Origin of the sequence: Ideonella sp., from assembly GCF_041287625.1 — a bacterium.
In the GTDB taxonomy this organism is placed as follows: Bacteria; Pseudomonadota; Gammaproteobacteria; order Burkholderiales; family Burkholderiaceae_C; genus Ideonella.
The window spans coordinates 56,529-82,015 of record NZ_JBGGNH010000019.1 but is presented as its reverse complement, the minus strand read 5'-3'; the positions used below and the strand labels follow the sequence as shown (position 1 = coordinate 82,015).

Genomic DNA, 25,487 nt, shown 5'->3' with positions numbered 1-25,487 from the left:
CTCACTTCCCGGCGACATGGGCGATCGCGGTGTTCCAGAACGGGTTGGCGAAGATCAGGATCATCGAGACCACGAAGCAATAGATCGCGGTGGACTCGATCATCGCCAGGCCGACGAACAGCGTGCGTGTGATGGTCGAGGAGGCATCCGGCTGCTGCGCCAGCGCCGTCAGCGCAGTGGCCACTGCACGGCCCTCGGCGAAGGCCGGGCCCATGCAGCCGAAGCCGGTGGTCAGTCCGGCGATGACGATGGAGGCCACCGCGATGATGGTCATGCTGTCCATGGGTCGTTCTCCTTGGGCGATGCCTCGCCGGCTTGGGTTGCTGCAGCCACATAGACCGCGGCGAGGATGCTGAAGATGTAGGCCTGCACCATGCCGGTGAGCAGCCCCAGGGCCGTCATCAGGACAGGGAACAGGAAGGGGGTGATGGTCAGCAGGATGGCGATGATCATCGCGCCGCTCATCATGTTGCCGAACAGGCGCACCGCCAGTGCCAGGGTGCGCGAGACCTCGCTGATGATGTTGAACGGCAGCATCAGCGCGGTCGGTTCGAGGTAGGACTTGAGGTAGCCGCGCAGGCCCTGGTCGCGAATGCCGTAGAGCGGCACCGCCACGAAGACGCACAAGGCCAGCGCCAGCGTGGTCGACAGCGAGCCGGTTGGCGGCTCGTAGCCGGGCAGGATGGTGAACAGGGCCGCGGCGGCCACGAACAAGAACAGAGTGCCCAGGAAGGCCAGGTAGCGCCGCGGCTGGCGCAGGCCGACCTGCTCGATCTGCTGCACGATGCCCAGCACGACGATCTCCAGCAGGTTCTGCCAGCGCGAGCGCTGCAGCCCGCGGCTCAGCCGGCGCGTCACCAGCCAGGCGCCCAGCGTGAGCACCAGCATCAGCAGCCAGGTGAAGACGATGGTGGCATTCAGCTTGAAGAAGCCGTGCAGCCAGAAGATCCATTCGTCAGGGCTGAGCCGCATGGCGTGCCTCCAGCGCTTCGTGGCCGATGCCGTGCGGGCCTGGCCGCGTCAGCCGGACCGCGATGAAGCGGGCGACCAGGAAACCCACCAGGGCGGCCAGCAGCCGCTGCCAGTGGCCGGCACCCACCAGGTAGAAGCCCAGCGGGGTGAGGAACATGCGCAGCAGCCAGCCGGCCAGGTGCTGCAGCGCAGGGCGCCGGGCGCTCAGCGTGCGCTGCACCGTCCACCACAGGCTGCCGAAGAAGCAGCCGCCCATCACCAGGCCAGCCAGGCCGGCCAGCGCCAACCACGGCCATGTCCAGGCCTCATTCATCGGCATCGCATCGGTCCTCGTTTTCCTTGCGCATTGCGCGGTCGGCCTGGGCCACCCAGTGCCAGGCATTGGCGCAGCCCAGCACCAGGCCGGCCACCAACAAGGCCAGGGTCCAGCGGTGCCGCCCGGGATCGTGCGCGTCCAGCCAGATGCCCAGGGCCGCGCCGAGCAGCGTGGGCACCACGACGGACCAGCCGATCAGGCCCATGGCGCCCAGCCCGGTCCAGACGCCCGGCTCACCGCTGCGCCGGGCGCGGCGTTTGCGATCTGCCTTCGCCCCCACTTGCGCCGCCAGGGACTTGTCGCGATCAGCGGCCACGGGCAAGCCCCTGCAGGCCGGAGAGCCGCGTCAGGCAGGCGGTCTCCAGCTTGGCCATCAGCGTGCGAAGTTGCAGGGCTTCCTCGTCCTGGGCCCGGAACTCGTGCTCTACGGCGGCGCGCAGCTGGCCCAGGTCACGGCCCAGCATGGCGCGGCGCACCGAGACGCGGACCTCGGGCCCGGCTTTCAGCAGCACGCCCTCGTCCACCGCGACAAAGACCTCGCCGTCTGCCGGCGTCTCGAACGTGAAGATGCCCGGCGTGAGCGCGGCCACGCAGTCCCGCCGGCGCGGCAGGATGCCGAAGCAGCCCTGCGCCGTCTCGGCGACGATGCGGGTCACGCCGCTTTTGGACAGCAGCACGCGCGACGGCAGCAGCACTTCCAGCCGCATGGGTTCAGGCAGCATGCGCATCCTCCGCCGGCAAGGCTTGCACCGTGACCGGCTGGCCCTTGGCCTCGGCGATGCGGCCAATCATGTAGAGCGCGCTTTCCGGATGGTCCTTGAACTCATCGCGCAGGATGCGCTCGCAGCCGTCCAGCGCGTCCTTCAGGCCCACGGTCTTGCCGGCGATGCCGGTGAACTGCTCGGTGGTGAAGAAGGGCTGGGTCAGGAAGCGTTCGAGCCGGCGCGCCCGGGCCACCACCTTGCGGTCCTCGGAAGACAGCTGCTCCAGCCCCAGCATCGCGATGATGTCCTTCAGCTCGGCGTATTGCGCCAGCGTGCGCCGGATCTCCTGTGCCAGCCGGTAGTGTTCGGCGCCCACGATGCCGGGCGTGGCCATCTTCGAGTTGGACTGCAGCGGATCGATCGCTGGGTACAGGCCCTCGCTGGCCCGCTTGCGCGAGAGCACGATGGAGGCCGACAGGTGCGAGAAGGTGTGCACTGCCGCCGGGTCGGTGAAGTCGTCTGCCGGCACGTAGACCGCCTGGATGGAGGTGATGGCGCCGGTGGCGGTGTTGGCAATGCGCTCCTCCAGCTCCGACAGCTCGGTGCCCATCGTCGGCTGGTAGCCCAGGCGCGAAGGCATCTGTCCCATCAGCCCGGAAACCTCGGAGCCGGCCTGGATGAAGCGGAAGATGTTGTCGACCAGCAGCAGCACGTCGCGGTGCTCGTCGTCGCGGAAGTACTCCGCCATCGTCAGCGCCGCATGGCCGACCCGGAAGCGCGCACCGGGCGGTTCGTTCATCTGGCCGAAGACCATCACCATGTTGGGCAGCACACCGGCCTCGCGCATGTCGTGATAGAGCTCCTCGCCCTCCCGGCAGCGCTCGCCAATGCCGCAGAAGATGCTCACGCCGTCGTGGTGGCCCACCATGTTGTGGATCAGCTCGGTCAGCAGCACCGTCTTGCCCACGCCGGCACCACCGAACAGCCCGGCCTTGCCGCCGGTCTCCAGCGGCAGCAGCACGTCAATGGCCTTGATGCCGGTCTCGAACACCACCGAGCGTGTCGATTGGCTGCCCAAGGGCGGCGGCGCGCGGTGCACCGACCTGGGCTGCACATTCGATGGCGGTGGCAGGCGGTCGATGGCCTGGCCGAACACGTCGAACATGCGCGAGACGATGCCGGGCCCGACCGGGGCCTGCAGCGGCTCGCCGGTGTCCCGCACAGGCATGTGGCGCGCCAGACCCTGGGTGGAGGTCAGCGCGACGCAGCGCACGCGCCAGGCGTCCAACTGCGCCATCACTTCGAGCGCAATCTCGCCGCGCTCGCCGGCGAGCAGCAGGGTCCGGATCGGCGGCAGCTGCGTCTCGAAGCGCACGTCCACCACACTGCCGCGGATCGCCGTGACGCGGCCAGGCTGCGGCGATGGCCGGGGCGGGGAGACGGGCATGGGCGCCAGCAAGAAAGTCATGTGGACCGATCTTGCAGTGCCTGGCGCCGCAGCCCTTGATCTGGCACAACTCCGGGCCCTGAAATGCCGCACCGGCGCAATTCAGGTCAACCCCACAGTCGTTCTGGAAATTCCACGTTTTTTAAGATGCGCGCACCTGACTCGCAGGCCCGTTCAACATGGCCCATCTCTGGCTACCGCCGCTGCGCTACTGGCTGCTGTTCGTCTTCGCCACTTCTGCCCTGTACGCGCATTTCCGTGGCCGCGTGCGCTTCAAGCTGTCGCGTGCGCTGACCGACTTCACGGTGCTGCTGGCGCCCGTCAACGCGCTGCTGTACCTCAGCTCCCGCGTGCCGGCCACGCCCTACCTGCCCGTGCAGGACTTCCCCGAACTGGCGCCGCTGCGCGAGCACTGGCAGGAGATCCGCGACGAGGCGCTGCTGCTGAACCACGACGGCTACATCAAGGCCGCCACCGGCCACACCGACATCGGTTTCAACTCCTTCTTTCGCACCGGCTGGAAGCGCTTCTACCTGAAGTGGTATGGCACCGACATGGCCTCGGCGCAGGCCATGTGCCCGCGCACCGTCGAGTTGCTCAGGCAGATCCCGAGCGTGAAGGCCGCGATGTTCGCCTCGCTGCCGCCCGGCGCGAAGCTGGTGCGCCACCGCGACCCCTACGCCGGCTCGCTGCGCTACCACCTGGGCCTGTTCACGCCCAACTCGGACGGTTGCTACATCGAGGTCGACGGCCAGCGCCATGCCTGGCACGACGGCGAGGCGGTGATGTTCGACGAGACCTTCATCCACCACGCGGAGAACACCACCGACCAGCAGCGGGTGATCCTGTTCTGCGACGTGGAGCGCCCTGTGCACACCGCGCCCATGCGCTGGTTCAACCGCCTGTTCGGCCGCCTGGTGATGACCGCGGCTGCCACGCGCAACACCGACGACGAACCCATCGGCGCGCTGAACAAGCTGTTCTTCTACGGCTACAAGATCCGCCTGGCCGGCAAGGCGCTGAAAGCCCGCTCACGCACCACCTACTACGTGGGCAAATGGGCGCTGATGCTGGGCGCGCTGTACCTCATCCTCCGCTGACCGCGACCACGGCCACACTGCGGCGCAGGCCGGCCGTCGCCGGGCCGCTCCCAAGGCGGCCGGCCCAACCCTCCCGGAGGGTGGCTTCGCGTACCCGCGAAGCCGGGTGCTCCATCCCTAGCCTCCCGCCCGCTTGACCTTCCAGCCTCGGGCAGCGAGTTTTTCCATCAACAGGGCCACATGGTCACCCTGGATCTCGATCACGCCGTCCTTCACGGTGCCGCCGGTGCCGCAGGCCGCCTTCAGCTCCTTGGCCAGCCTGGCAAGGTCTTCGGCATTCAGCGGCACGCCACGCACCAGCGAGACGGCCTTTCCCCCTCGGCCCTTGGTTTCGCGCGAGATGCGCACCACGCCGTCCCCAGCCGGCACTGCGGCCGCCTTCAGCGCGGCGCAGCGGCAGTCAGCCAGCGCCTGCTTGCAGTCCGGACAGGTGCGGCCGCCTTCGGTCGAATAGACCAGGCGGGACAAGGACGACAGGCCGGAGCCGCGGGTCGAGGAAGCCATGGCAGTTGAAACAGGCAGCAAACAGCGCAAGGGGAGGATGGTGGACGGCCGCACCAGCCGATAAGCTCGCGCGGTGCCGGATTGTCGCTGCGTCGCCGCTGCTGGTACGGCGCCTGCTTGCCACGCCAGCCCCTCGCGTCACACGGCCGCGCCCTGCCGTGCCTGAACCTTTGCGCATGCCTGCCTTGTTCCGTTCGCCCCTTCTCCTGATGCGCACTGCAGCCGCTGCGGCGCTGCTGGCGCTCACCGGCCCGCCGGCGTTTGCCACGGACAGCCCGCGCTGCCTGAGCGACTGCACGCCGCGCATCGGCATCGTCTCGGCCTTCGGCGCCGAGGCCGACCTGCTGCTCGCCCAGCTGCAGCAGCCGCAGGCCTGGACCATCGAAGGCAAGCGCTTCACCACCGGTGAGCTCGAAGGCCACCGCGTGGTCGTCGTGCTGAGCGGCGTGAGCATCGTCAACTCGACGCTGGTCACGCAGCAGATGCTGGACCACTTCCGCATCGAGCGGCTGGTGATGAGCGGCATTGCCGGCGGCGTGAATCCCGCCAACCACGTCGGCGACGTGACCGTGCCGGACCGCTGGGCCATGCCGATGGAAGTCTTCTGGAACGGCGACGAGAAGCTGCCTTCGCCGTGCGGCGCGCAGGGTGACGTCTCCTGCCTGGGCCTGAAGCTGGCGCAACCCGACGGCAAGGCAGTGCCGCCGTTTGCGCTGCAAGGCGCCGGCAGCAGCGTGCAGACCGGCCTGTTCATGCGCGAAACCTACGCGCTGAACGCTGCCAACGCACCGGCCGGCGAATACCGCTTCGACTACCCGGTGGACCCGGCGATGCTGGCGGTGGCCAAGTCCCTGAAGCCGGACCTGCAGCGCTGCGGCCCGCGCGCGAAACAAGCTGACGGTTCGCTGGACCCCAAGCTCTGCATGAAGACCCAGCCGCGCCTGCTGGTGGGCGGCCGCGGTGTGTCGGCCCCGGTGTTCCTGGCCAATGCACAGTACCGCCGCTACCTGTTCGACACGCTGCAGGCCCAGACCTTCGAGATGGAGACCGCGGCCCTCGCCCACGTGGCCTATGTGAACCAGGTGCCGTACATCGCCTTTCGCAGCCTGAGCGACCTGGCCGGCGCCGAAGCGTTTGACGCCGACGTGGGCGCGATGTTCGCCAGCGGCCTGGCCGAGGCCAACGAGGCCGCGGTGACGCTGGCCTTCCTGAAGGCCTGGCAGTCGCCGCTGACCTCGGTGAGCACGAAGATCACCGGCGCCGACAGCGGCGCGCGCAAGGTCAAGGCGCTGGTCATCAGCATGTTCGGTCCCGAGGCCGAACCCTGGATCAAGCCCTTCGCGCTGGACCAGGCCATCACCGTGCCCGGCCTGTCGCCCGATTACCCTGCCCTGCGCTGCAGCGCCGACGACGTGTGCCTGCTGACCACCGGCATGGGCCATGCGAACGCCGCTGCCTCGGTGCTGGCCGTGACACTGGACCCGCGCCTGGACCTGCGCCAAACGTATTTCCTGATCGCCGGCATTGCCGGCATCGACCCGGCGCAGGGCACGCTGGGCAGCGCCGCCTGGGCGCGCTGGCTGGTGGACGTGGGCATTGCGCACGAGATCGACGCTCGCGAAATGCCCAAGTCCTGGAAGAGCGGCTACTACGGCGTGTTGACCAAGGGCCCGGGCGAAAAGCCCAAGCTGGAATACCGCACCGAAGTGGCCCGCGTGGACGAGGCGCTGCTGCAGAAGGCGCTGGCGCTGAGCAAGGGCGTGGCGCTGCAGGACAGCCCGCAGGCCCAGGCCTACCGCGCCAGGTACAAGACCGGCCCGGCCGCGCAGCCACCGGCGGTGGTCCAGTGCGACACGCTGGGCGGCGACACCTGGTGGCACGGCGACAAGCTGGGCCAGCATGCCCGCGACTGGACCAAGCTGATGACGGACGGCGCCGGCACCTACTGCACCACGCAGCAGGAAGACAACGCCACGCGCAATGCGCTGGAGCGCGCCGCAGCCGCCGGCAAGGTCGACCTGAAACGCCTGGCCGTGCTACGCACCGCGTCGAATTTCGACCGACCGCATCCGGGCCAGACGGCGCAGCAGTCACTGCTGGCTTCGACCACCGGCGCCACCGGCGGCTTCGTGCCGGCCACGCAGAACCTGGCCATCGTCGGCGGCACGCTGGTGCGCGACATCGTGGCGAACTGGGCGCAGTGGCAGCGCGGCGTGCCGGCGCCCTGAAACAGCAGCCCGCGCCCGCCGGAGCGGCTTGATGACAAGCGCAACCGAATGCAAGCGCGCCACCAGCGGCACGCCGGTGGCATATGCGTTGCTTTGCATGGCGGCACAACTACTTCACAAGCCGCCATGCCATCGAAGCCCACCTTCATTCCCCGCCTTTCGCCGCTGTGTCTGGCGCTTGCCGCCGCGCTGGCCCCCGCCCAAGCCCTGCGCGCGCAGGAGGCCAGCCCTGCGCCTGGCGAGGCCGGCAAGCTGACGACCGTGACCGTGACGGCCGAGCGCCGCGCCGAAAGCGTGATGACGGTACCGATGGCCGTCTCCACGCTGCGCGGCGAAACCCTGGACGTGCTGAACTCCAGCGGCGAGGACCTGCGCATGCTGTCGGGCCGTGTGCCCAGCCTGAACATCGAATCGTCCTTCGGCCGCGCGTTCCCGCGCTTCTACATCCGCGGCTACGGCAACACCGACTTCCGCCTCAACGCCTCGCAGCCGGTTTCGCTGGTGCTGGACGACGTGGTGCAGGAGAACCCGATCCTGAAGGGCTTCCCGATCTTCGACGTCGAGGGCGTGGAAGTGCTGGCCGGCCCACAGGGCACGCTGTTCGGCCGCAACACGCCGGCCGGCGTGGTCAAGATCGACTCGGTCAAGCCGCAGAAGGGTTTCGGTGGCTACGGCAGCATCAGCTACGGCACTTATGGCACGGTGAACCTCGAAGGCGCCGTCAACGCGCCGCTGTCGGACCAGTGGCAATCGCGCTTCTCGGTGCAGGTCCAGCACCGCGACGACTGGGTCACCAACGAAGCCCCGGCCGAGCTGCAGCAGACGCACAAGCTCGAAGGCTATGACGACCGCGCCGCCCGCGCCCAGTTCCTCTACGGCGCCGGCACGCCCTTCACCGCGCTGTTCAACGTGCATGCCCGCGACCTGAACGGCAGCGCCCGCCTGTTCCGCGCCAACATCATCCAGAAGGGCAGCAACGACCTGGTCGACGATTTCGACATCAAGAAGGTCTACCTGGACGGCAAGAACGAGCAGAAGCTGACCAGCATCGGTGCCAACGCGCACCTGACCTGGGCGCTGGACGGCGTGAAGCTGCACTCGATCACCGGCCTGGAGACGGTGCACTCGTACAGCCGCGGCGACGTGGACGGCGGCTACGGCGCGTCCTTCCTGCCCAGTTCGGGTCCCGGGCTGATCCTGTTCCCCAGCGAGACGGCCGACGGCCTGAGCGGCCACCGCCAGTTCTCCGAGGAACTGCGGCTGGAGTCCACGAAGCCAGGCCCACTCAGCTGGCAGGCCGGCCTGTACTTCTTCCGCGAAACCTTCCGGATGACCTCGTACAACTACGACTCGACCGCCGGCGGGGCCTTCACCAGTTCGTCTCCCACCACGCAGAGCAACAACGCCTACGCGGCCTTCGGCTCGGTCAACTATGCGCTGGCGCCTGACCTCTCGCTGCGCGCCGGCCTGCGCTACACGCACGACAAGAAGAAGCTTTCTACCGACCCGGGCACGGTCACCGGCGTGGACGACAGCCAGGGCCTGAGCGACGAGGTTTCCAGCAGCAAGGTCACCGGCGACATGGCCCTGAGCTGGGCCATGGACAAGAACACCAACTTCTACGGCCGAGTGGCCACCGGCGTGCGCGGCGCCAGCATCCTGCCGCCCTCGGCCTTCAACCCGCTGTCCAGGGCTGAACCGGAAACCAGCACCTCCTATGAAGTGGGCGTGAAGTCGGAGCTGTTCGACCGCCGTGCTCGCATCACGGCGGACGTCTTCCACTACGACGTGAAGCACCAGCAGCTGACCGTGGTCGGCGGCGCCACTGGTAATTCCACCGTGCTCGAAAGCGCCAAGAAGGCCATGGGCCAGGGCATTGAGTTCACGCTGGACGCCTACCTCAGCGAGAACCTGCTGCTGGGCCTGAGCGGCAGTGTCAACGTGACCAAGATCAAGGACAAGGACCTGGTGGTCTCAGGCTGCGCCCAGTGCACGGTCACCGACCCGACCATCACCAACTCCCAGGGCGCCACCGGCTACTCGATCGACGGCAACCCGCTGCCGCAGGCCCCGAAATTCGTGGCCAACGCCAACCTGCGCTACAGCATCCCCACAGCCAGCGGCGAGTTCTACGCCTACACCGACTGGACCTACCGCAGCAAGGTCAACTTCTTCCTGTACGAATCGCCCGAATTCACCGGCAAGCCCCTGACCACCGGCGGCCTGCGCCTGGGCTACATCTGGGACAACGGCAAGTACGAACTCGCCGCGTTCGGCCGCAACATCACCAACCGTGTCGTCGTCAACGGCGCCATCGACTTCAACAACCTGACCGGCTTCGTGAACGAGCCGAGGACGTGGGGCGCGCAGTTCAAGGCGATGTTCTGAAAGTGAAAACGCCACGCGGTTTGGCTGCGTGGCCTCCAAAGACCCACACGACTGGCCTGCAAGGCCAGTCCCAGGCTCAGTTCAAGTTGGTCTTGAAACCGAGAATACCGTGCGGGCTGGTGGTGAAAACCATCTTTCGCCCCGGCACGCTGACCACGCTTTGACGCGCTTGGCCGATGCCGTAGTTGACGGTCTCAAACTTGAGCGTCTGATCCACATACTGGCGCAACTGGCCACCAGAAGCCACCCACCAGGATCCGCCAGGTGCGACTACCAAACCGCTCACGGCACCACCCGGCACGGTGAACTGCTGCACCTGGGGAAACTGGGCCTGGAAATAGGCCAGTTCGGTCACCTTGCCGTCGCTGCCGCCGGTCACCAGGTGCGTCGTACCTGACAAGGCCGCGGAACTCAGTGTGGACCATCCGACCAAGCCGTTCAGTGCATGGGTCTTGCCGTCATAAAAATACAGCGCGCGAGCTCCCGAAGACAACACGCCCAGCTCCTGGGTGCCATCGTCATCCACATCACTGACGAAGAGTTGATCCAAGGTGGCGGACGTTTCGGTCTGGATGCTCCAGCGCCGCTGCCCCGTGGCGGGATCGTAGGCGACCACGGTCCCGCCATTGCCCGCAACCAGCACCTCAACGGCCCCATCCCCATCGACGTCCGCGACCTCAAGCGCGCGGAATGTGCCGCTTGGCGCACCGGCATCGACATTGCTCATCACGAGCTTGAAGCTGTTGTTGGCTTTGAAGTTGTAGGCCCTGAGCTGCCCCTGAATTCCATCGCCACCCGCGACCACGATCTTCAGCCTGCCTGTGCCATCGAGATCGCGCAGCTTGATGTCTGAGATCTGGAAGGAGACACCCACCGGGTCCGAAATGGCCCGCACTTTCAGCTTGTCGCTGTCGAACACCACCAGGCGCCCTCCGCCGTAGCTATCGGAACTGGTCGAGGCCATCACGATTTCGGGCACGCCGTCACCGTCCAGATCACCCACAACAGGCCCGATGAAAGGTCCATGGAGGTCCACCGTTTGCCAGCGAATGGACTGGCTCTGCCAATCTCCGAGGTGCAAGCGATAAGGGCCGCTGCTGGAATTGCCACCAGAACTCCAGAGCAGGTCCTTGACGCCATCGCCATTCACGTCCGCCACGGTGATCGCCATCGTCCCAGGCTCGGGCGCTTGGATCAATCCGATCGATTTCCTGGCGACAAGACTGAAGGCGCGCACAGTGGTGTCTTGCGCACTGCCCACCAGGACCTCCGGCACGCCGTCGCCATCCAGATCGCCCTGCCCGACAGCCTCAACATCCGCCAAGGCAAGCCACCACTGCCCAGCCTTCTTCGCCACATCGTAGACGCTGAGCCGATCACTCGTGATCGAGATCAACTCAGCGCGACCGTCACCATCCGAGTCGATTGCCAGCACGTCGCCGAAACCCTTGGAATAGTTCCACTGCACTTGGTGCGTGTCGGCGTCGATCACCTTACCCGAGCTAGACACGATTTCCATCGCGGCATCGCTGTCCATCTGGCCGATGGCCAGCTTGTAGCCTCCGACACTCTTCAGGCTCCAACCTGCATAGGCCGGACCCTCAACCACCAACTTGCCGTCGTTGCACAGCGAGATGTATTCATCCACGCCATCGCCGTTCAGGTCTGCGGCCTTGAGCACCCTGAGCCCGGCCTCTTCCAGCTTCGGGTTGTAGCAACGGCCTGCCTGTGTCGAGAGTTTTGCCTTGGTGACGGCGTCGTAGATCACCAACGTGCCGTCGCCCAATGCCGCCAGGACGAGTTTCTGGCCACTCGGTCCGTTGGCCAACACCAGACTCATGAGGCCATGCATAGGCTCGGACACAAAGACCTGCAACAGCCCCTTGGACAGGTCCCCGGGCTGGCCGCGCAGGACATGCCAGCTGTCGTTCGAACTTACAAAAACCTCAGTGGCGCCATCCACCACCAAGGTCTCCATGCCGGCCACGCCAATGCTGCCGCCCAGTGACTGCCATGCCCAACTGGCTTGAACCCCGGTGGCAGGATTGGACGCCTTGGCAGCGAGCGCCGGTGCGGGCTGCACCAATGCAAACGAAGCTAACAGGCCTGCCGCAGCAGAAGCCAGGGCCAAGCGGGCACGTGTCGCGAGTTTCATGATTTCCCTCCTCCGGACCAACGGCAATCCGGCCTCTGTGTGCACATTTAAAAGATGCCGTTGCTTTTTGTTGCGCTGTGCGCTTGGGCGGAGGATACAAGATCGGTAGCTCTCAGGCTGCATGCGGACCCCTACCGCGCGCGCCCCCGAAGGCCGCCGCCACCCCACCTACCCGAAGCACAGTTGCCAGCTGCTTGAGGCTCACGCCCCCGAATTCGCAGTCTCCACAAACAAGGCATCCAGCATCTCCGTCCAGCGCTCCTTGCGCAGGTCGCTGACGAAGCTGGCGTCGAAGCTGTTGCGGGCCAGGAGGTAGGCTTCGCGGGGGCCGAGTTGCGGCAGGGCGGCGAAGGTGTCGAGGTAGTTCTGGTTCAGGTAGCCGCCGAAGTAGGCGGGGTCGTCTGAGTTGATGGTGACGACCAAGCCAGCGGCGAGCAACGCCGGCAGCGGGTGGTCGGCAAGGGTGTTGACGACGCAGAGCTTCAGGTTGGACAACGGGCAGACCGTGAGCGGGATCTGCTCGGCGGCGAGGCGGCGCATCAGCGCCGGGTCGTCGATGCTGCGCACGCCGTGGTCGATGCGCTGGGCACCGAGCAGGTCCAGCGCGTCGCGCACGTATGCGGCCGGGCCTTCTTCGCCAGCATGGGCCACGCGGTGCAGGCCCAGTTCCTTGCAGCGGGCGAACACGCGCTGGAATTTCTCCGGTGGGTGGCCGCGCTCGGAGCTGTCCAGGCCTACGCCGATGAACAGCTCCATGAAGGGCTCTGCTGCTGCCAGCGTGGCGAACGCATCTTCTTCGCTGAGGTGGCGCAGGAAACACAGGATGAGCGCACCGCTGACGCCCAGCTGGTCGTGCGCGTCGTTGCAGGCGCGTGACAGGCCGCGCATCACGGTTTCCATGGGCACGCCGCGGGCGGTGTGGGTCTGCGGGTCGAAGAAGAGCTCGGCGTGCACCACGTTGTCGGCCTTGGCCTTCTCGAAGTAGGCCCAGGCCATGTCGTAGAAGTCCTGCTCCTGCAGCAGCACGCTGGCGCCGGCGTAGTAGATGTCCAGGAAGCTCTGCAGGTCGGTGAAGGCATAGGCCTGGCGCAGCGCTTCGACGCTGGCGTAGCGCAGCGCCACCTGGTTGCGCTGGGCGAGCTTGAAGATCAGCTCGGGCTCCAGCGAGCCCTCGATGTGGATGTGCAGCTCGGTCTTGGGCATGCGGGCCAGCAGCGTCGGCAGCGCGGCGCGCGGAATGCGGTCGAACAGCGTGTCGTCCGGCGGGACAGGCGGGGCGGCAGCGGCAACAGCAGGGACGGCTGGCATCAGCAGACTCCAGAGGTGAACGGGTGGCGGCGCAGGTCGCGCCGGTCGGCGGCGGAAGCCCTGTTGGCCGCACGGTGCACTTCACGTGCCATGCGGCCTGGGTCGGTCAGCCCCAGCGCCAGGCGGCGCCCGTTCAGAGTGGGCGTGGGCAGTCGCTGGCGGCGGGGCGGGCATGGCCCATTGTGGACCGGCGCACCCCGGCCGGGCGACCCCTGCCTCAGCCGCGCATCACTTCGGGGCGACCGGCTTGGCGTCGACGAGCAGCGTCAGTGCGGCACCTTCGCCGCCTGTCTGCCAGGCGCCCTGGTAGGTGGTGCTGGTGAACAGCAGGCCTTCGGCTGCGGTCACCCACACGGCGTTCTTCAGCGCCTTGGCCTTGGACTCGGCCACCACCCAGTAGCTGTGGCCAGCCTTCAGGCGCGGCGTCTTTTCGCTGCTGAAGAACTGCTGCACGGGGGTCCAGCCGAAGGTGGCCACGGGTGCGGTCCAGTGCTCCAGCTTGTGGCCGCTGGGCAGGCTTTCGCCGCCGCCTTCGTCCAGCGCGTCGGTCTGCAGGGTCAGCTTGATCTTGGCCTGGTCGACGTCGGAGTTGTTCATCAGCCAGATGCCGATGCGCGAGAGCTTGAAATCACTGTCCACCGGCACCGTGAAGCGGGCGCCCACGGTCTGCTCGGTATAGATGTCGAAGCCCCAGTAGCCGAACCAGCCACCGGGTGCACCGGTGTCGATCAGGGCCTGCTTGGAGGCGGCGGCAGGTGTGGTCAGGTTGGTGGCAGCAGGGCCAGCCGCCCAGCTGCTGCCAGCCAGTACGCCCCAGCCCACCAACACCGCGCCCAGGACTTGCAGAGAACGCTTCATGAAATGGCTCCGAATCAATCAGAAAGAAGCCTGGATGCTAGGAGTCCGGCTTGTGGCAATCTTGACCAGATCATGACGGACACGCCCTGCCCGCCACTTTTCCTGCCATGCCTGCCGACACCTTGACCCTGGACACCGCGGGTTTCCCCCGCCTGGGCGAGCAGCCGCTTCGCCTGCCGCCCAAAGAGCGGGCTGCGCTGTCGCTGCTGCTGCAGCGGCGGCCGGCCGTGGTCGCGAAAAACGATTTCGCGGCCGTGGCCTGGCGCGGCGGCGAAATGTCCGACGAAAGCCTGGCGCGCTGCATCAGCCGGCTGCGCCAGGCGCTGGCCCCGCACGGCTGGCAGATCGAATCGGTCTACGGCACGGGCTACCGGCTCAGCAGCGAAACTGCACTGCCCGCGGGCCCCGCGGCACGCCCGGCCCAGCCTTCCGCGAACACGCTGGACGCCTACATTCACGCCCGCCAGCTGGCCCAGCAGCGCACGCCCGAGGCTCTGGGCCGGGCCATCGCACTGCTGCGCGAGCTGCTGCGCAGCCACCCGGAATACACGCCGGCCGCGGTGGCACTGGGCGACGCGCTCGCCGCCGCGATTGGCTGGGGCCAGTCCGACACCGACGCCGCGGTGGCCGAAGGCCTGCAGGCGCTGGACGACGCTGCGGCGCGCGACCCCGCCACCCCCGGCCTGGACGCCGCCCGCGGCTGCCTGCTGGACATGGCCTGGCGTTTTGCCGATGCCGAGGCGGCCCATGCCCGTGCACTGGAAATCGGCGACAACGATCCGGACACGCTGCTGCTGCACGCCCGCCACCTGCTGTTCACAGACCGCCCGGCGCTGGCCGTCGAACAGCTGCGCCGTGCCCGGCAGCAGTCACCGCATTCGCTGATGCTGCGCATGTCCTTGTCCCGGGCGCTGGTGCAGGCCGGTCGCGGCGTCGAAGCGCTGGCCGAGGCCGATGCGGCCGTGGCCGACCACCCGGGCCAGCTGCTGATCGGCGCGTTTGCACTGTCCATGCGGGCCATGGTGGCGCCGGAGCCGGCACTGGCCCTGCCCACGTTGCGCCTGATCGAAGGCCACGACACGCCGCCCTACGTCTGGACCATCTCGTCGTTCGTGCTGGCGCGCCTGGGCCAGCGCGATGCAGCGCTGGACATCATCGACGCCGCGCTGCTGTGCTCGCGCACGACCACCGGCGAAGCCACCTTGTATGCCGCGCCCCTTGCCGCGCTGGGCGAGGTGGACCGCGCTGCCGAGCTGCTGCGCCAGGCCTGCGATGAGCGCTGCGGCATGCTGGCCATGGTGCTGCGCGACCCGGCGCACGCCGGCTGGCTGCCGCAGCACCCGATGGGCCGCGCGTTGCTGACTCGCGTCTTTGGCCCGAACGGGTGACAGGCCCGCCGCCAGCCCGGCCACTGAACTGCGATAACCTTTCCCCATGCTCGACCTGCTGATCCACGACGCCACCCTGCCCGATGGCCGCCGCCAAATTGGCGTGGCTGTGCAGGACGGCCTGATCGCCGACCTCGGCCCGCACCTGACGCCCGCCAGCGCACCCGCCGTGCAGACCGTCGACGCCCAGGGCATGCTGCTCAGCGCGCCGTTTGTCGACGCCCATTTCCACATGGACGCGACGCTCAGCTACGGCCTGCCGCGCGTCAACCAGAGCGGCACGCTGCTCGAGGGCATTGCGCTGTGGGGCGAGCTGAAGCCCGATCTGACGCAGGAAGCCTTGGTCGAACGAGCGCTGGCCTACTGCGACTGGGCCGTCGCCAAGGGCCTGCTGGCGGTGCGCACGCACGTGGACGTGTGCGACCCGCGGCTGCTGGCGGTGGACGCGCTGCTGGAAGTCAAGCGCCGCGTGTCGCCTTACCTCGACCTGCAGCTGGTCGCCTTCCCGCAGGACGGCGTGCTGCGCGCACCGGGCGCGATGGCGCTGCTGAAGGAATCGCTGCGCCGCGGCGTGGACGTGGTCGGCGGCATTCCGCATTTCGAGCGAACGATGGCCGATGGCGCATTGAGCGTGAAGCTGCTCTGCGAGCTGGCCGCCGAGCTGGGCAAGCGGGTGGACATGCACTGCGACGAGAGCGACGACCCGCTGTCGCGCCACGTCGAAACGCTGGCCTTCGAGACCCACCGCCTCGGCCTGCAGGGCCGGGTCACAGGCTCGCACCTGACCTCCATGCACAGCATGGACAACTACTACGTCTCCAAGCTGATCCCGCTGATGGCCGAGGCCCAGCTGGGCGTGGTCGCCAACCCGCTGATCAACATCACGCTGCAGGGCCGGCACGACAGCTACCCGAAGCGCCGCGGCATGACCCGCGTGCCCGAACTGATGGCCGCCGGCCTCACGGTCGCCTTCGGTCACGACTGCGTGATGGACCCCTGGTACAGCCTGGGCAGCGGCGACATGCTGGAGGTCGCCCACATGGGCCTGCACGTGGCGCAGATGACCAGCCAGGCGGCGATGCAGCAGTGCTTTGAAGCCGTGACAACCCACCCGGCGAAGCTGCTGGGCCTGGAAGACCGCTTCGGCCTGGCCGTCGGCCGCGAGGCCAGCTTCGTGCTGCTGCAGGCGCAAGACCCGGTCGAAGCCATTCGCCTGCGCGCGCACCGCCTGGGTGTGTGGTGCCAGGGCCGCATGCTGGCCGAGAGCCCGCCGCTGGAAACCCGGTTGCACCTCGCAGGCCGGCCCGGCGGCATTGATTTCCTGAAACGTTGAACGCTGAACGCCCCTTCACATGAGCGACGCCCGCCTGTTCCTGGCCCTGGTGCCTGACGAAGACACTTGCCGCGCCATCACGGCCTGGCAGCGCCGCGGCACCTGGCCCGAAGACGCCCGGGTCTACCGCCGCGAGGACCTGCACATCACGCTGCACTTCCTCGGCGCCGTGCCCCGCGCCGCGGTGGGCGACCTGGTGCCCCAGCTCAACGTGCCCGCCCCACGCCTGCAGCTGGACCTGTCACTCACCCACGTCGAAACCTGGCCCCGCCCCGGCGTCGCCGTGCTGGTGCCCGCCAGCGCCCCGGAAGAACTGCAAACCCTGCACGCCGCACTCGCCACCGCCGCCACCCAGGCCGGCTTCACCCTGGAACCGCGCCCCTACCAGCCCCACGTCACCGTCGCCCGCACCCGCATGGCGGCGCCGGGCATCCAGGTCGACGGCCCGCTGACCTGGCGCAGCGAAGGCTACGTGCTGATGGAGTCCAACCATGGGTACCGGGTGATTCATCGGTACGGGTGACCCCGGCAGCTTCAGGCCGCCACATGCGGGCGCAGGATCTCCACCTGCCGCCGGGTCAGCAGCGGCAGGATGCGGTCGACGACCACGGCTCGGTAGTGGGCTGACGCCCGGTGCGCCTGGAGTGCCGCGTCGTCACGGTAGTGTTCCAGCAGCAGCACCGTGCCAGGTTGCGGGGTCGCCTCGAAGACTTCGTAGCCCAGGCAACCCGGTTCGGCCAGCGTGGCTTCACGCACTTCCGCGACATGGCGCAGCACCTCGGCCACAGCCTCCAGCGGCATCTGCCAGCGGGCCACGATCACGATGGGGGTGACGACCGCGTTCATCGCGCCACAGCCTTGCCGTTCAGGGCTGCGACGATGGCCTCGCCGACCAGCGTGCCGGAGGCCGGGTTCTGGCCGGTGATCAGGCGGCCGTCGACCATCAGCTTGGGCTGCCACGCCGCGGCTGACTCGTAGAGGCCGCCTTCCTCGCGCAGCGCAGTTTCGAGGTCGAAGGGCACGTCCGGGCGGGCGTAGCCGTCTTCCTCTGCAGTGGAGAAACCGGCCACCTTGCGGCCACGCACCAGCGGCGTGCCATCCGCCAGCTTCACGCCGAGCAGCGCGGAAGGCCCGTGGCAAACCGCGGCGACGACCTTGCCGCCGTCCCAGGCGCGGCGCACGGCGGCCTGCACTTGCGGGTTGCCGGTGATGTCCACCATCGGGCCCAGGCCGCCGGGGAAGAACACCGCGTCGTAGTCCAGCACGTCGACCTCGGACAGCTTGCGGCTGCGGGCCATGCGGCGGTACGAATCACTGGTCACGAACTCGGCTTGAGCCGGATCGCTGCCGTCGAAGCCATCTTCCGGCGGCTTGCCACCTTGCAGCGAGGCGTATTCGACCGCGATGCCGGCCTTGTCCAGCACCTCGAACGGGTGTGCGATCTCGGGAAAGAAAAAACCGGTGGCGCGGTTGTTCGGACCGATGATCGCTGCGTTTGTCACAACAAACAGAACATGCTTGACACTCATGACACTCTCCTATTTCGGTTGGCACCCGGTGGCTCCGGGATGAAACGAAGATTAAGGAAAGCAGCGCCTTCCCGGTAGACGCGCGGAAGTTGACTGATTGTCTTATGAGATAAGACAATCAAGCCATGAGCACCCACCCGTCGCCCATCCTGGACGAGCTTCGCGCGATGGCGGTCTTCGCCACCGTCGTGCGCAGCGGCAGCTTCTCGGCCGGCGCCCGGGCGCTGGGCCTGACCCGCGCGGTGGTGAGCCACCATGTGGCCAGCCTGGAGGCGAAGCTCGGCGTGCCGCTGGCGCAGCGCAGCACGCGCAGCTTCAGCCTCACGCCCGCGGGCGAAGCTTTCCGCGTGCACTGCGAGCGCATGCTGGACGAAGCGCAGGACGGCATCCGCGGCATGGAGTTGCTGCGCGCCGAGCCGCGCGGCGAAGTGCGCATCACCTGCTCGCACCACTTCGGCCAGCGGCGCATCCTGCCGGCGCTGCTGGCGTTCCGCCGGCGCTACCCGTCCATCCGGCTGCACGTGGCGATGAACGACAGCAACGTGGACCTGGTGCAGGCCGGCATCGAGCTGGCCGTGCGCGCCGGCCCGCTGGCGGACTCGGACCTGGTCGCCCGCCGCCTGGTGCTGGAGCCGACGATGCTGTGCGCCTCGCCGGCCTACCTGCGCCGCCACGGCACGCCCGCCACGGTGGCCGCGCTGTCGCAGCAGCGCTGGGTGGTCTACCCGCCGTCCCAGCGCACGCTCTCGGCCCGCCACGACGGGAAAACCATCGAGATCCCAGTCGAGGGCGACATCGTCACCGACAGCGCCGCCTCCCGCCTGGCCTTCGTGCTGGCCGGCGAAGGCATCGCCCGCCTGCCCGCCTACGACGCCGCAGCGCTGCTCGCCTCGGGCGAACTGGTACGCGTGCTGCCGGAAGTGGAAACCGCATCGCTGGAGATTTTCCTGGTGCACAGCAAGCGCATCGGGCCGAGTGCAAGGTTGCTGCGGGACTTCCTGGTGGCGGACGCGCCAGAGGGCGAGGGGTGAGTTCGGCCTGCGAACAAAAAACTTGCCGAATTCGCCATTCCGAACAATTTTCTTGGCTCACCGGGGGAAAAAGCGGCGACGCGCGTGTATCCGATACGGTTTTAGCGTGATGTCCGCTTTGGAAGTGCCATGGCACATGTCGCTGCTTTGGTAAAGCGACGACACGTTCCAGGTTCATGTACGCACCAGCGACCTGAAAAAGAGCCTGGAGCAGTCAGGGCGGCGATCACTCTCCCTTGGCGGCTCACGCCGCTCGCGCTCACTTTTCGCCTGCGGTCGTCCATGGCGTGAGTGCCACAAAGCACCGTCACAAACGCCGCCCGTCTGCGGAGGACGGCTTGACGACAACCTATTTGCCGACAGGGACCAAATACGAGGTGCCGGCTTCAGTGCGAATGATCAATTCGCCGTCATTCACATAGAGGTCGGAAATCCGCGATTCATCCTCATCGCAATTACTCCTCATCGTGCAAGGCCAAACTTCCCGAAGAGAAAATTGCACCAGATCGAAGACAAAGATGTTTGATCCATCATGGACGTAGAAACCTGATCGATCGATCATCCAGCCGTGCGGGCTTGGAAAAACTGCGAACGTCTTAGTCTCGCTCTTGATCGGATCGAAATATTGAAAAGGGCGACCACCATTGCCATCGGCGCCACGAACGACAATGACACGATCAGAGTTCGGCACAGGCATAATTTCAGGCGATGAAAATCCCCCTTCATTGACGGTAAACGTCACGAATGGCTCCGCCGCTTGCGTCGTGCCCTTGCGATAGAAGGAATGGAGGAATCCCGAGCCTTCACCCTTGTACTGCTGCTTCACCAAGAATGAATTCGTCTCCACTGAGGCTTGGTGCTCGTTAAGATCACCATCGTTCACGCCCTGTATGACGGGGAACTTATCCAAACTCGAATCGAACACTTTGGCATAGAGGATAACCCAATCCTTCTTTGAAACAACAAAGTAGTTATTTCTCTTTTTATCCTCGTACCTGAAAGTCGTACGAACGTATACGTTACCCTCGTCCTCAGAAACACTCAATACCGTGTCCTGCTGCATTTCATCACACGGTTGTATTTTGATCTCCTTAAGGAATTTGAACGTCGCCCGCTCATAGACTTGAAGCTTCACACCTTCGTCTTTCTGATAGCAGCCCCAAATCGGTTGATAGACATACCGCGGAAAGAAATACAGATCCCCACCATCTGTTCTTTTTCCCAAATCAAACTTCAACGATGGCAGGCGCGCGTGCCCTCGTGATACTGCGGTCGAGAATTCACCCTGAATTTGCTTCGAATCTATACCAATGGCTTTTGGCCTCTCGAAGAATTCCTTCTTAAAAGAAGCATCGCGGACATCGTTCGCCCTTTCAGGACCAGCGTTCAACTTTGACAACCACCTCAATCCGTCTCCATAGCGGTGGAGAGTTTTCGTGAGCCAAGACGCATAGTCAATCGCAAGCGGACGCAGCTTTGCAGACACCGCTTCTTGGCCTTCAAGCAGCGCATCGATACCGCTCTTCCTACAAAGATCACTGGCGGCATAGAGATCTTCTGTCTGATCAAGAATCTTCCCCGCTTCCATGCATGCGGACAGAACTGACTGCTCTCGCCACATGCCATTTCTCAGGATCTGATCGTCTATCTTATAGAGGTTAACGGGCCATTCATTTGATCCGGTGACATATTGACCCATGGCTAAAAGTACATCTTGCTTCAGCAGAATATTCGTCGCAGATACGGGCAGTCGGCCCAATTCTTTTCCGCTGGCTGCTTCAAAGACAACAACACCTTCCTGCCGGTCAGTGGTGGTGTAGATCAACCCATTCCTTAATGCCAGAGAATAGAAGTTGGCATAGCGAGGCAAAACTCTTTCGACAGCGAACTTTCCCAAGTTCAACACAAGGATTTCGCCACAATTCGCCGAAATCACGGCGAGATCGCCCTCCCGCTTAAAGCCCGCCGGCTCGCAAGAGGCGTTCAATTTCATGACCGGAGGCGGGATATTTATATGGCCCAATTCTTCCAAACTTCGGTTATAAAATATCAGTTGCGGGCCACCTTCTCGATACCCTAGCGCGACAAGCCCTTCATCGCCCACGGAGAGCAGGCGATTACCCGAAATCGACACAACACCCAAAACCTTGAGGCTAGGCAGTTGAAACCTCGTAAATCGCAGCCCCTTCTCTTCAAAATAACTTGAAATTGACTGCAGAACAATCAACTGTTTGTTTTCTATATAACCAGCATAGACCGGGTCCCCCAACCGTAATTGCTTGACGACTTGCCCAGTTGATCTTTTGATCACCTCGACTGGGGTGGACGGCGGGTGCCCCGATCCGTTCAACACCATATATTCTGGATTCATCGCAATGATGCCGGGGTTATTTCGCCCCTTGACCAATACAGTGGAACGACGCAAGACGGGATCAAACTCCACAATGTCGTAAGTATTTCCGGTATCGTCGAAGTGCCTATATAGTAGATTACCTTCATACGTCCGAACCGGAGATGGATACCCTTTTCCAATCGGAACCTTATCTTTGGCCAGATCGATCTTTGTCAACGGTCTGATTGGAGAAACCCAGCCTCCCGCCCCCTGATCCACTCGCATCTCGCCAGAAGTGAAGCAAACCTCGGCACTGCCACGCTCACTTTTACAATCGGGAGATTCGGCAAATGCCGAGGAAGCGCAAAACACCAGCGCAATGATGATTGCGCCATATGCAAATCGAAGCATTGTCCTCCCCGCAGGCTCTCTTGTGATCGTTGATCATATACAAGGAGCCAATTCGCCAACGGGGATTTTTTCCTCAGCGCACGCCGAGTTTCATCGCGAAGCAATCGAGCCCGGAATCGCTCGGAGGCACGGTTCAGGAGATAGGCAGCGTGTCAGCCTTGTACCGAGAAGTCGAAGATGCGCTGGGCCGCCACCCACTTCTCGCCCGTTGGCGTCCACGGCGTGGGCGCCTGGAAGCGCCACATCAGGTCTTCCCATTCGCGCAGCTTCGGGTCTTCGGCTTGGGCCCGGGCCATGCGCTCGGGGTTGTAGACCGCGTCGTCCGTCTCCATGACCATGCACAGCCGGGTGCCGAGGCGGTAGATCTCCATGGTCAGCACGCCTTGCTCGCGCAGGTGCATGGCCACCTCGGGCCAGATGCGGCGGTGGTGGGCTTCGTACTCGGCGATCAGCGCCGGGTCGTCTTTCAGGTCCAGCAGCAGACAGTGGCGCATCACATCTTCCCCAGCGCGCGGTCCAGGTGCACGTAGCCGCCGTCCGGGTGCAGCCACTGGCCGGTCGTGTGCGACGAGCGGTCCGAGAGCAGGAAGACGACCATGTCGGCGATTTCCTGATCGGTCGTCATGCGGTGGCCCAGCGGGATGCGGTCGGTGATGTTCTGCAGCGCGTCGTCCGGGTTGGGCAGGGTCTGCAGCCAGCGCTGGTAGAGCGGCGTCATGACTTCGGCTGGCAGCACCGCGTTGACGCGCACGCCAAAGGGCGCGAGTGCCGCCGCCCATTCGCGCGTGAGGCCCAGCTGCGCGGCCTTCGCGGCCACGTAGCCGCTGGTGCCGCCCTGGCCGGTGAGCGCGGTCTTGGACGAGATGTTGACGATGGACCCGCGGCGCTGCTTGATGGATTCGACACAGAGGTGCGCCATCACGTAGCAGTGCACGAGATTGGCTTCCAGCGAGCGCATGAAGGCGGCGCGGCCGGCGTCCAGGCCCACGCCGTCGTTGGCGCCAGCGTTGTTGACCAGCGCGTCGATGCCGCCGAAGCGGCTCAGCGTGTCAGCCACGGCGCCAGCGCAGGCGGTGTCGTCCGCCAGTTCGAGCTGGAAGAAGGCGTGCCGCGGGCACAGTGTGTCCAGCCGCGCGGCGAACTCCGGCAACAGCGGGCTGCGGCCGAAGATGATGGGCACCGCGCCTTCGCGGGCCAGCGCGAGGCTGATGGCGCCGCCGATGCCGGCACCGCCACCGGTGACGATGACAACCTTGTCTTGCAGGTGCAGGTCCATTCAGGTTCCTTTTTTTCTCAGCCGCGGAAGGTGTAGTGCGACAGCGACTCGGGCTTCATCTCGATCGAATAGCCCGGCCGGGTGGGCGGCAGGTAGGCCGCGCCGCGGATCACACAGGGGTCGACGAAGTGTTCGTGCAGGTGGTCCACGAACTCGATCACCCGGCCTTCCTTGGTGCCGGCAATGCACAGGTAGTCGATCATCGAGAGGTGCTGCACGTACTCGCACAGCCCCACGCCGCCGGCATGCGGGCAGACCTTCAGGCCGTGCTTGGCGGCCATCAGCATCACAGCCAGCACCTCGTTCAGGCCGCCGAGGCGGCAGGCGTCGATCTGCACCACGTCGATTGCGCCGCGCATGATCAGTTGCTTGAAGATGATGCGGTTCTGGCACATCTCGCCGGTCGCCACCTGCATCGAACCTTTGACCGCCTCGCGGATGCGGCGGTGGCCCTCGATGTCGTCCGGGCTGGTGGGCTCCTCGATGAACCAGGGCTTGGCAAAGGCCAGGTCCTGCAGCCAGTCGATGGCCTGGTCGACGTCCCAGACCTGGTTGGCATCGATCATCAGATTGCGGTCCGGGCCCAGCACCTCGCGGGCAATGCGCACGCGGCGGATGTCGTCCGCCCGGTCCCGGCCCACCTTCAGCTTGATGTGCGAGAAGCCGGCGTCCACCGCCTCCTGCGCCAGGCGGCGCAGCTTCGCGTCGTCATAACCCAGCCAGCCGGCCGAGGTGGTGTAGCAGGGGTAGCCGTTGGCCAGCAGCTCGACGTGGCGCGCGGCCTTGCCTTCGCCACGCTCGCGCAACAGCGCCAGCGCTTCGTCGGGCGCGATGCAGTCGGTGATGTAGCGGAAGTCGATCAGCTTGACGATCTGCTCGGGCGTCATGTCGGACACCAGTTGCCACACCGGCTTGCCTTCGGCCTTGGCCCACAGGTCCCACGCGGCATTCACCACCGCGCCGGTGGCCAGGTGGATCGCGCCCTTGTCCGGGCCGATCCAGCGCAGCTGGCTGTCGGAGGTGACATGGCGCCAGAAGCGGCCCATGTCCTCGGCGATCCAGCCCAGGTCCAGCCCGATCACCAGGTGTTCCATCGCGCGGATCGCGGCGCAGCAGATCTCGTTGCCGCGGCCGATGGTGAAGGTCAGGCCATGGCCTTCGAGCCCTGGCTGATCCGTCTCCAGCACCACGTAGGCCGCGGAGTAGTCCGGGTCCGGGTTCATCGCGTCGGAGCCGTCCAGGTGCTGGGACGTGGGGAAGCGCACGTCGAGCACGCGCATGGAACGGATGGTGGTCATGGCGTGGCCCGTCAGGCTTGGATGGTGCGCTGCTGCTGTTCGCCCAGGCCCTGGATGCCGAGGCGCATGGTCTGGCCGGCCTTCAGGTAGATGGGCACGGGCTTCTGGCCCAGCCCGACGCCTGGCGGCGTGCCAGTGGAGATGATGTCGCCCGGCTGCAGGCTCATGAACTGGCTGAGGTAGCTCACCAGCTTCTTCACGCCGAACACCATCGTGCTGGTGTTGCCGTTCTGGAAGCGCCGGCCGTCGACCTCCAGCCACATCGCGAGCTGCTGCGGGTCCGGCACTTCGTCTGCCGTCACCAGCCAGGGGCCGATGGGGCCGAAGGTGTCGTGGCCCTTGCCCTTGTCCCACTGGCCGCCGCCACGTTCCAGCTGCACCTCGCGCTCGGAGACGTCATTGACCACGCAGTAGCCGGCGACGTGCGACATGGCATCGGCCTCGGCGATGTAGCGCCCGCCCTTGCCGATCACCACGCCGAGTTCGACCTCCCAGTCGGTGCGCGAGCTGCCGCGCGGGATCTCCACGTCGTCGTTCGGGCCGACGATGGCACTGGTCCACTTGTTGAACACCACCGGCTCGTCCGGCACCTTGGCGCCGGACTCGGCCGCGTGATCCGCGTAGTTCAGCCCGATGCAGATGAACTTGCCGACCTTGCCGACGCAGGCGCCCAGCCGCAGGTCTTGCTGCGGCGTGCCGGGCACAAGCGGCAGCGAGGCGATGTCCAGCCCAGCCAGTTCCTGCAGACCCGCGGGCGTGAGCACCTCGCCGGCAATGTCGGTCACCACGGCGGAAAGATCCCGCACGCGCCCATCGGCATCCAGCAGGCCCGGTTTTTCCTGGCCCAGGGGGCCGTAGCGCAGCAGTTTCATTCAGATTCCTCTTTGATTGGTGAGTGAGAGTGATGAC

24 protein-coding genes are annotated in these 25,487 nt (G+C 65.9%); 7 read left to right on the top strand and 17 right to left on the bottom strand.

All coding sequences use genetic code 11. The features are described 5' to 3' along the window. Position 1: 1 nt before the first annotated feature. The 6 genes from ACAH41_RS07620 to atpD are packed head-to-tail and all read right to left on the bottom strand — an operon-like array spanning position 2 to position 3,439. A complete protein-coding gene (locus tag ACAH41_RS07620; protein WP_141288412.1) occupies positions 2 to 283 on the bottom strand; it encodes a F0F1 ATP synthase subunit C in 282 nt (93 codons plus the stop codon). Next, positions 271 to 972, bottom strand: a complete 702-nt coding sequence (locus ACAH41_RS07615) for a F0F1 ATP synthase subunit A (protein ID WP_325649288.1) — start codon at positions 970 to 972, stop codon at positions 271 to 273. Before ACAH41_RS07615 ends, ACAH41_RS07620 begins: the two co-directional genes overlap by 13 nt. Further along, a complete protein-coding gene (locus tag ACAH41_RS07610; protein ID WP_325649287.1) occupies positions 956 to 1,291 on the bottom strand; it encodes an ATP synthase subunit I in 336 nt (111 codons plus the stop codon). Before ACAH41_RS07610 ends, ACAH41_RS07615 begins: the two co-directional genes overlap by 17 nt. Then, a complete protein-coding gene (locus ACAH41_RS07605) occupies positions 1,278 to 1,604 on the bottom strand; it encodes an AtpZ/AtpI family protein (RefSeq protein ID WP_325649285.1) in 327 nt (108 codons plus the stop codon). Before ACAH41_RS07605 ends, ACAH41_RS07610 begins: the two co-directional genes overlap by 14 nt. After that, positions 1,594 to 2,010 carry a F0F1 ATP synthase subunit epsilon gene (locus ACAH41_RS07600; RefSeq protein ID WP_325649284.1) on the bottom strand — a complete coding sequence of 139 codons (417 nt, stop codon included), beginning with the start codon at positions 2,008 to 2,010 and terminating at the stop codon, positions 1,594 to 1,596. The genes ACAH41_RS07605 and ACAH41_RS07600 overlap by 11 nt, the downstream gene beginning before the upstream one ends. Then, positions 2,000 to 3,439 (bottom strand): F0F1 ATP synthase subunit beta, encoded by a 1,440-nt coding sequence (atpD, locus tag ACAH41_RS07595; protein ID WP_349256497.1) that lies wholly within the window; start codon positions 3,437 to 3,439, stop codon positions 2,000 to 2,002. Before atpD ends, ACAH41_RS07600 begins: the two co-directional genes overlap by 11 nt. Before the next feature lie 203 nt (positions 3,440 to 3,642). Between atpD and ACAH41_RS07590 the strand changes: the two genes are divergently transcribed. Continuing rightward, entirely contained in the window at positions 3,643 to 4,539 is an 897-nt protein-coding gene (locus ACAH41_RS07590) for an aspartyl/asparaginyl beta-hydroxylase domain-containing protein (protein WP_325649428.1), read from the top strand. Between the two features lie 117 nt (positions 4,540 to 4,656). Here the strand turns inward: ACAH41_RS07590 and ACAH41_RS07585 are convergent, their stop codons facing one another. Next, a complete protein-coding gene (locus ACAH41_RS07585; RefSeq protein ID WP_325649281.1) occupies positions 4,657 to 5,043 on the bottom strand; it encodes a translation initiation factor Sui1 in 387 nt (128 codons plus the stop codon). 176 nt (positions 5,044 to 5,219) lie between these two features. Between ACAH41_RS07585 and ACAH41_RS07580 the strand changes: the two genes are divergently transcribed. Together ACAH41_RS07580 and ACAH41_RS07575 are read left to right on the top strand one after the other, a co-directional pair. Next, on the top strand, positions 5,220 to 7,271 hold the full coding sequence (locus ACAH41_RS07580; protein ID WP_325649279.1) for a hypothetical protein: 2,052 nt from the start codon (positions 5,220 to 5,222) through the stop codon (positions 7,269 to 7,271). 126 nt (positions 7,272 to 7,397) lie between these two features. Further along, positions 7,398 to 9,659, top strand: a complete 2,262-nt coding sequence (locus ACAH41_RS07575; RefSeq protein ID WP_325649277.1) for a TonB-dependent receptor domain-containing protein — start codon at positions 7,398 to 7,400, stop codon at positions 9,657 to 9,659. Between the two features lie 76 nt (positions 9,660 to 9,735). On the opposite strand, the gene ACAH41_RS07570 is transcribed toward ACAH41_RS07575, so the two are convergent. The 3 genes from ACAH41_RS07570 to ACAH41_RS07560 all read right to left on the bottom strand — a co-directional run bounded on the left by ACAH41_RS07570 (position 9,736) and on the right by ACAH41_RS07560 (position 13,980). Continuing rightward, positions 9,736 to 11,814 carry a VCBS repeat-containing protein gene (locus ACAH41_RS07570; protein ID WP_325649276.1) on the bottom strand — a complete coding sequence of 693 codons (2,079 nt, stop codon included), beginning with the start codon at positions 11,812 to 11,814 and terminating at the stop codon, positions 9,736 to 9,738. 201 nt (positions 11,815 to 12,015) lie between these two features. After that, positions 12,016 to 13,122, bottom strand: coding sequence for an adenosine deaminase (locus ACAH41_RS07565; protein ID WP_325649274.1), 1,107 nt, complete (start codon positions 13,120 to 13,122; stop codon positions 12,016 to 12,018). Between the two features lie 228 nt (positions 13,123 to 13,350). Further along, positions 13,351 to 13,980, bottom strand: a complete 630-nt coding sequence (locus tag ACAH41_RS07560; RefSeq protein WP_325649272.1) for a hypothetical protein — start codon at positions 13,978 to 13,980, stop codon at positions 13,351 to 13,353. Positions 13,981 to 14,087: 107 nt separating this feature from the next. On the opposite strand from ACAH41_RS07560, the gene ACAH41_RS07555 reads away from it, so the two are divergent. The 3 genes from ACAH41_RS07555 to thpR are packed head-to-tail and all read left to right on the top strand — an operon-like array spanning position 14,088 to position 17,224. After that, positions 14,088 to 15,368: a winged helix-turn-helix domain-containing protein gene (locus ACAH41_RS07555; protein ID WP_325649270.1), complete on the top strand. Its 1,281-nt coding sequence runs from the start codon at positions 14,088 to 14,090 to the stop codon at positions 15,366 to 15,368. A 46-nt stretch (positions 15,369 to 15,414) separates the two neighbouring features. Beyond that, on the top strand, positions 15,415 to 16,701 hold the full coding sequence (locus tag ACAH41_RS07550; protein WP_325649269.1) for an amidohydrolase family protein: 1,287 nt from the start codon (positions 15,415 to 15,417) through the stop codon (positions 16,699 to 16,701). Between the two features lie 19 nt (positions 16,702 to 16,720). After that, positions 16,721 to 17,224 (top strand): RNA 2',3'-cyclic phosphodiesterase, encoded by a 504-nt coding sequence (thpR, locus tag ACAH41_RS07545; RefSeq protein ID WP_325649267.1) that lies wholly within the window; start codon positions 16,721 to 16,723, stop codon positions 17,222 to 17,224. Between the two features lie 11 nt (positions 17,225 to 17,235). Here thpR and ACAH41_RS07540 read toward each other — a convergent pair whose 3' ends face one another. Together ACAH41_RS07540 and ACAH41_RS07535 are read right to left on the bottom strand one after the other, a co-directional pair. Next, positions 17,236 to 17,547, bottom strand: coding sequence for a putative quinol monooxygenase (locus tag ACAH41_RS07540; protein ID WP_325649265.1), 312 nt, complete (start codon positions 17,545 to 17,547; stop codon positions 17,236 to 17,238). Next, on the bottom strand, positions 17,544 to 18,230 hold the full coding sequence (locus ACAH41_RS07535) for a type 1 glutamine amidotransferase domain-containing protein (protein WP_325649263.1): 687 nt from the start codon (positions 18,228 to 18,230) through the stop codon (positions 17,544 to 17,546). Before ACAH41_RS07535 ends, ACAH41_RS07540 begins: the two co-directional genes overlap by 4 nt. 125 nt (positions 18,231 to 18,355) lie before the next feature. Between ACAH41_RS07535 and ACAH41_RS07530 the strand changes: the two genes are divergently transcribed. Continuing rightward, positions 18,356 to 19,261, top strand: coding sequence for a LysR family transcriptional regulator (locus ACAH41_RS07530; protein ID WP_325649261.1), 906 nt, complete (start codon positions 18,356 to 18,358; stop codon positions 19,259 to 19,261). A 349-nt stretch (positions 19,262 to 19,610) separates the two neighbouring features. Here ACAH41_RS07530 and ACAH41_RS07525 read toward each other — a convergent pair whose 3' ends face one another. From ACAH41_RS07525 to ACAH41_RS07505, 5 genes are all read right to left on the bottom strand, one after another. Beyond that, the gene (locus tag ACAH41_RS07525; protein WP_325649259.1) at positions 19,611 to 22,004 is read right to left on the bottom strand and encodes a hypothetical protein; all 2,394 of its coding nucleotides are present in this window, start codon (positions 22,002 to 22,004) and stop codon (positions 19,611 to 19,613) included. 152 nt (positions 22,005 to 22,156) lie between these two features. After that, complete coding sequence (locus ACAH41_RS07520; RefSeq protein ID WP_325649257.1) at positions 22,157 to 22,498, bottom strand: L-rhamnose mutarotase; 342 nt, start codon at positions 22,496 to 22,498, stop codon at positions 22,157 to 22,159. After that, positions 22,498 to 23,280: an SDR family oxidoreductase gene (locus tag ACAH41_RS07515; RefSeq protein ID WP_325649255.1), complete on the bottom strand. Its 783-nt coding sequence runs from the start codon at positions 23,278 to 23,280 to the stop codon at positions 22,498 to 22,500. Before ACAH41_RS07515 ends, ACAH41_RS07520 begins: the two co-directional genes overlap by 1 nt. A 17-nt stretch (positions 23,281 to 23,297) precedes the next feature. Then, on the bottom strand, positions 23,298 to 24,578 hold the full coding sequence (locus tag ACAH41_RS07510; RefSeq protein ID WP_325649253.1) for an L-fuconate dehydratase: 1,281 nt from the start codon (positions 24,576 to 24,578) through the stop codon (positions 23,298 to 23,300). Positions 24,579 to 24,589: 11 nt separating this feature from the next. Then, positions 24,590 to 25,450: an ureidoglycolate lyase gene (locus tag ACAH41_RS07505; protein ID WP_325649252.1), complete on the bottom strand. Its 861-nt coding sequence runs from the start codon at positions 25,448 to 25,450 to the stop codon at positions 24,590 to 24,592. Between the last annotated feature and the right edge of the window lie 37 nt (positions 25,451 to 25,487).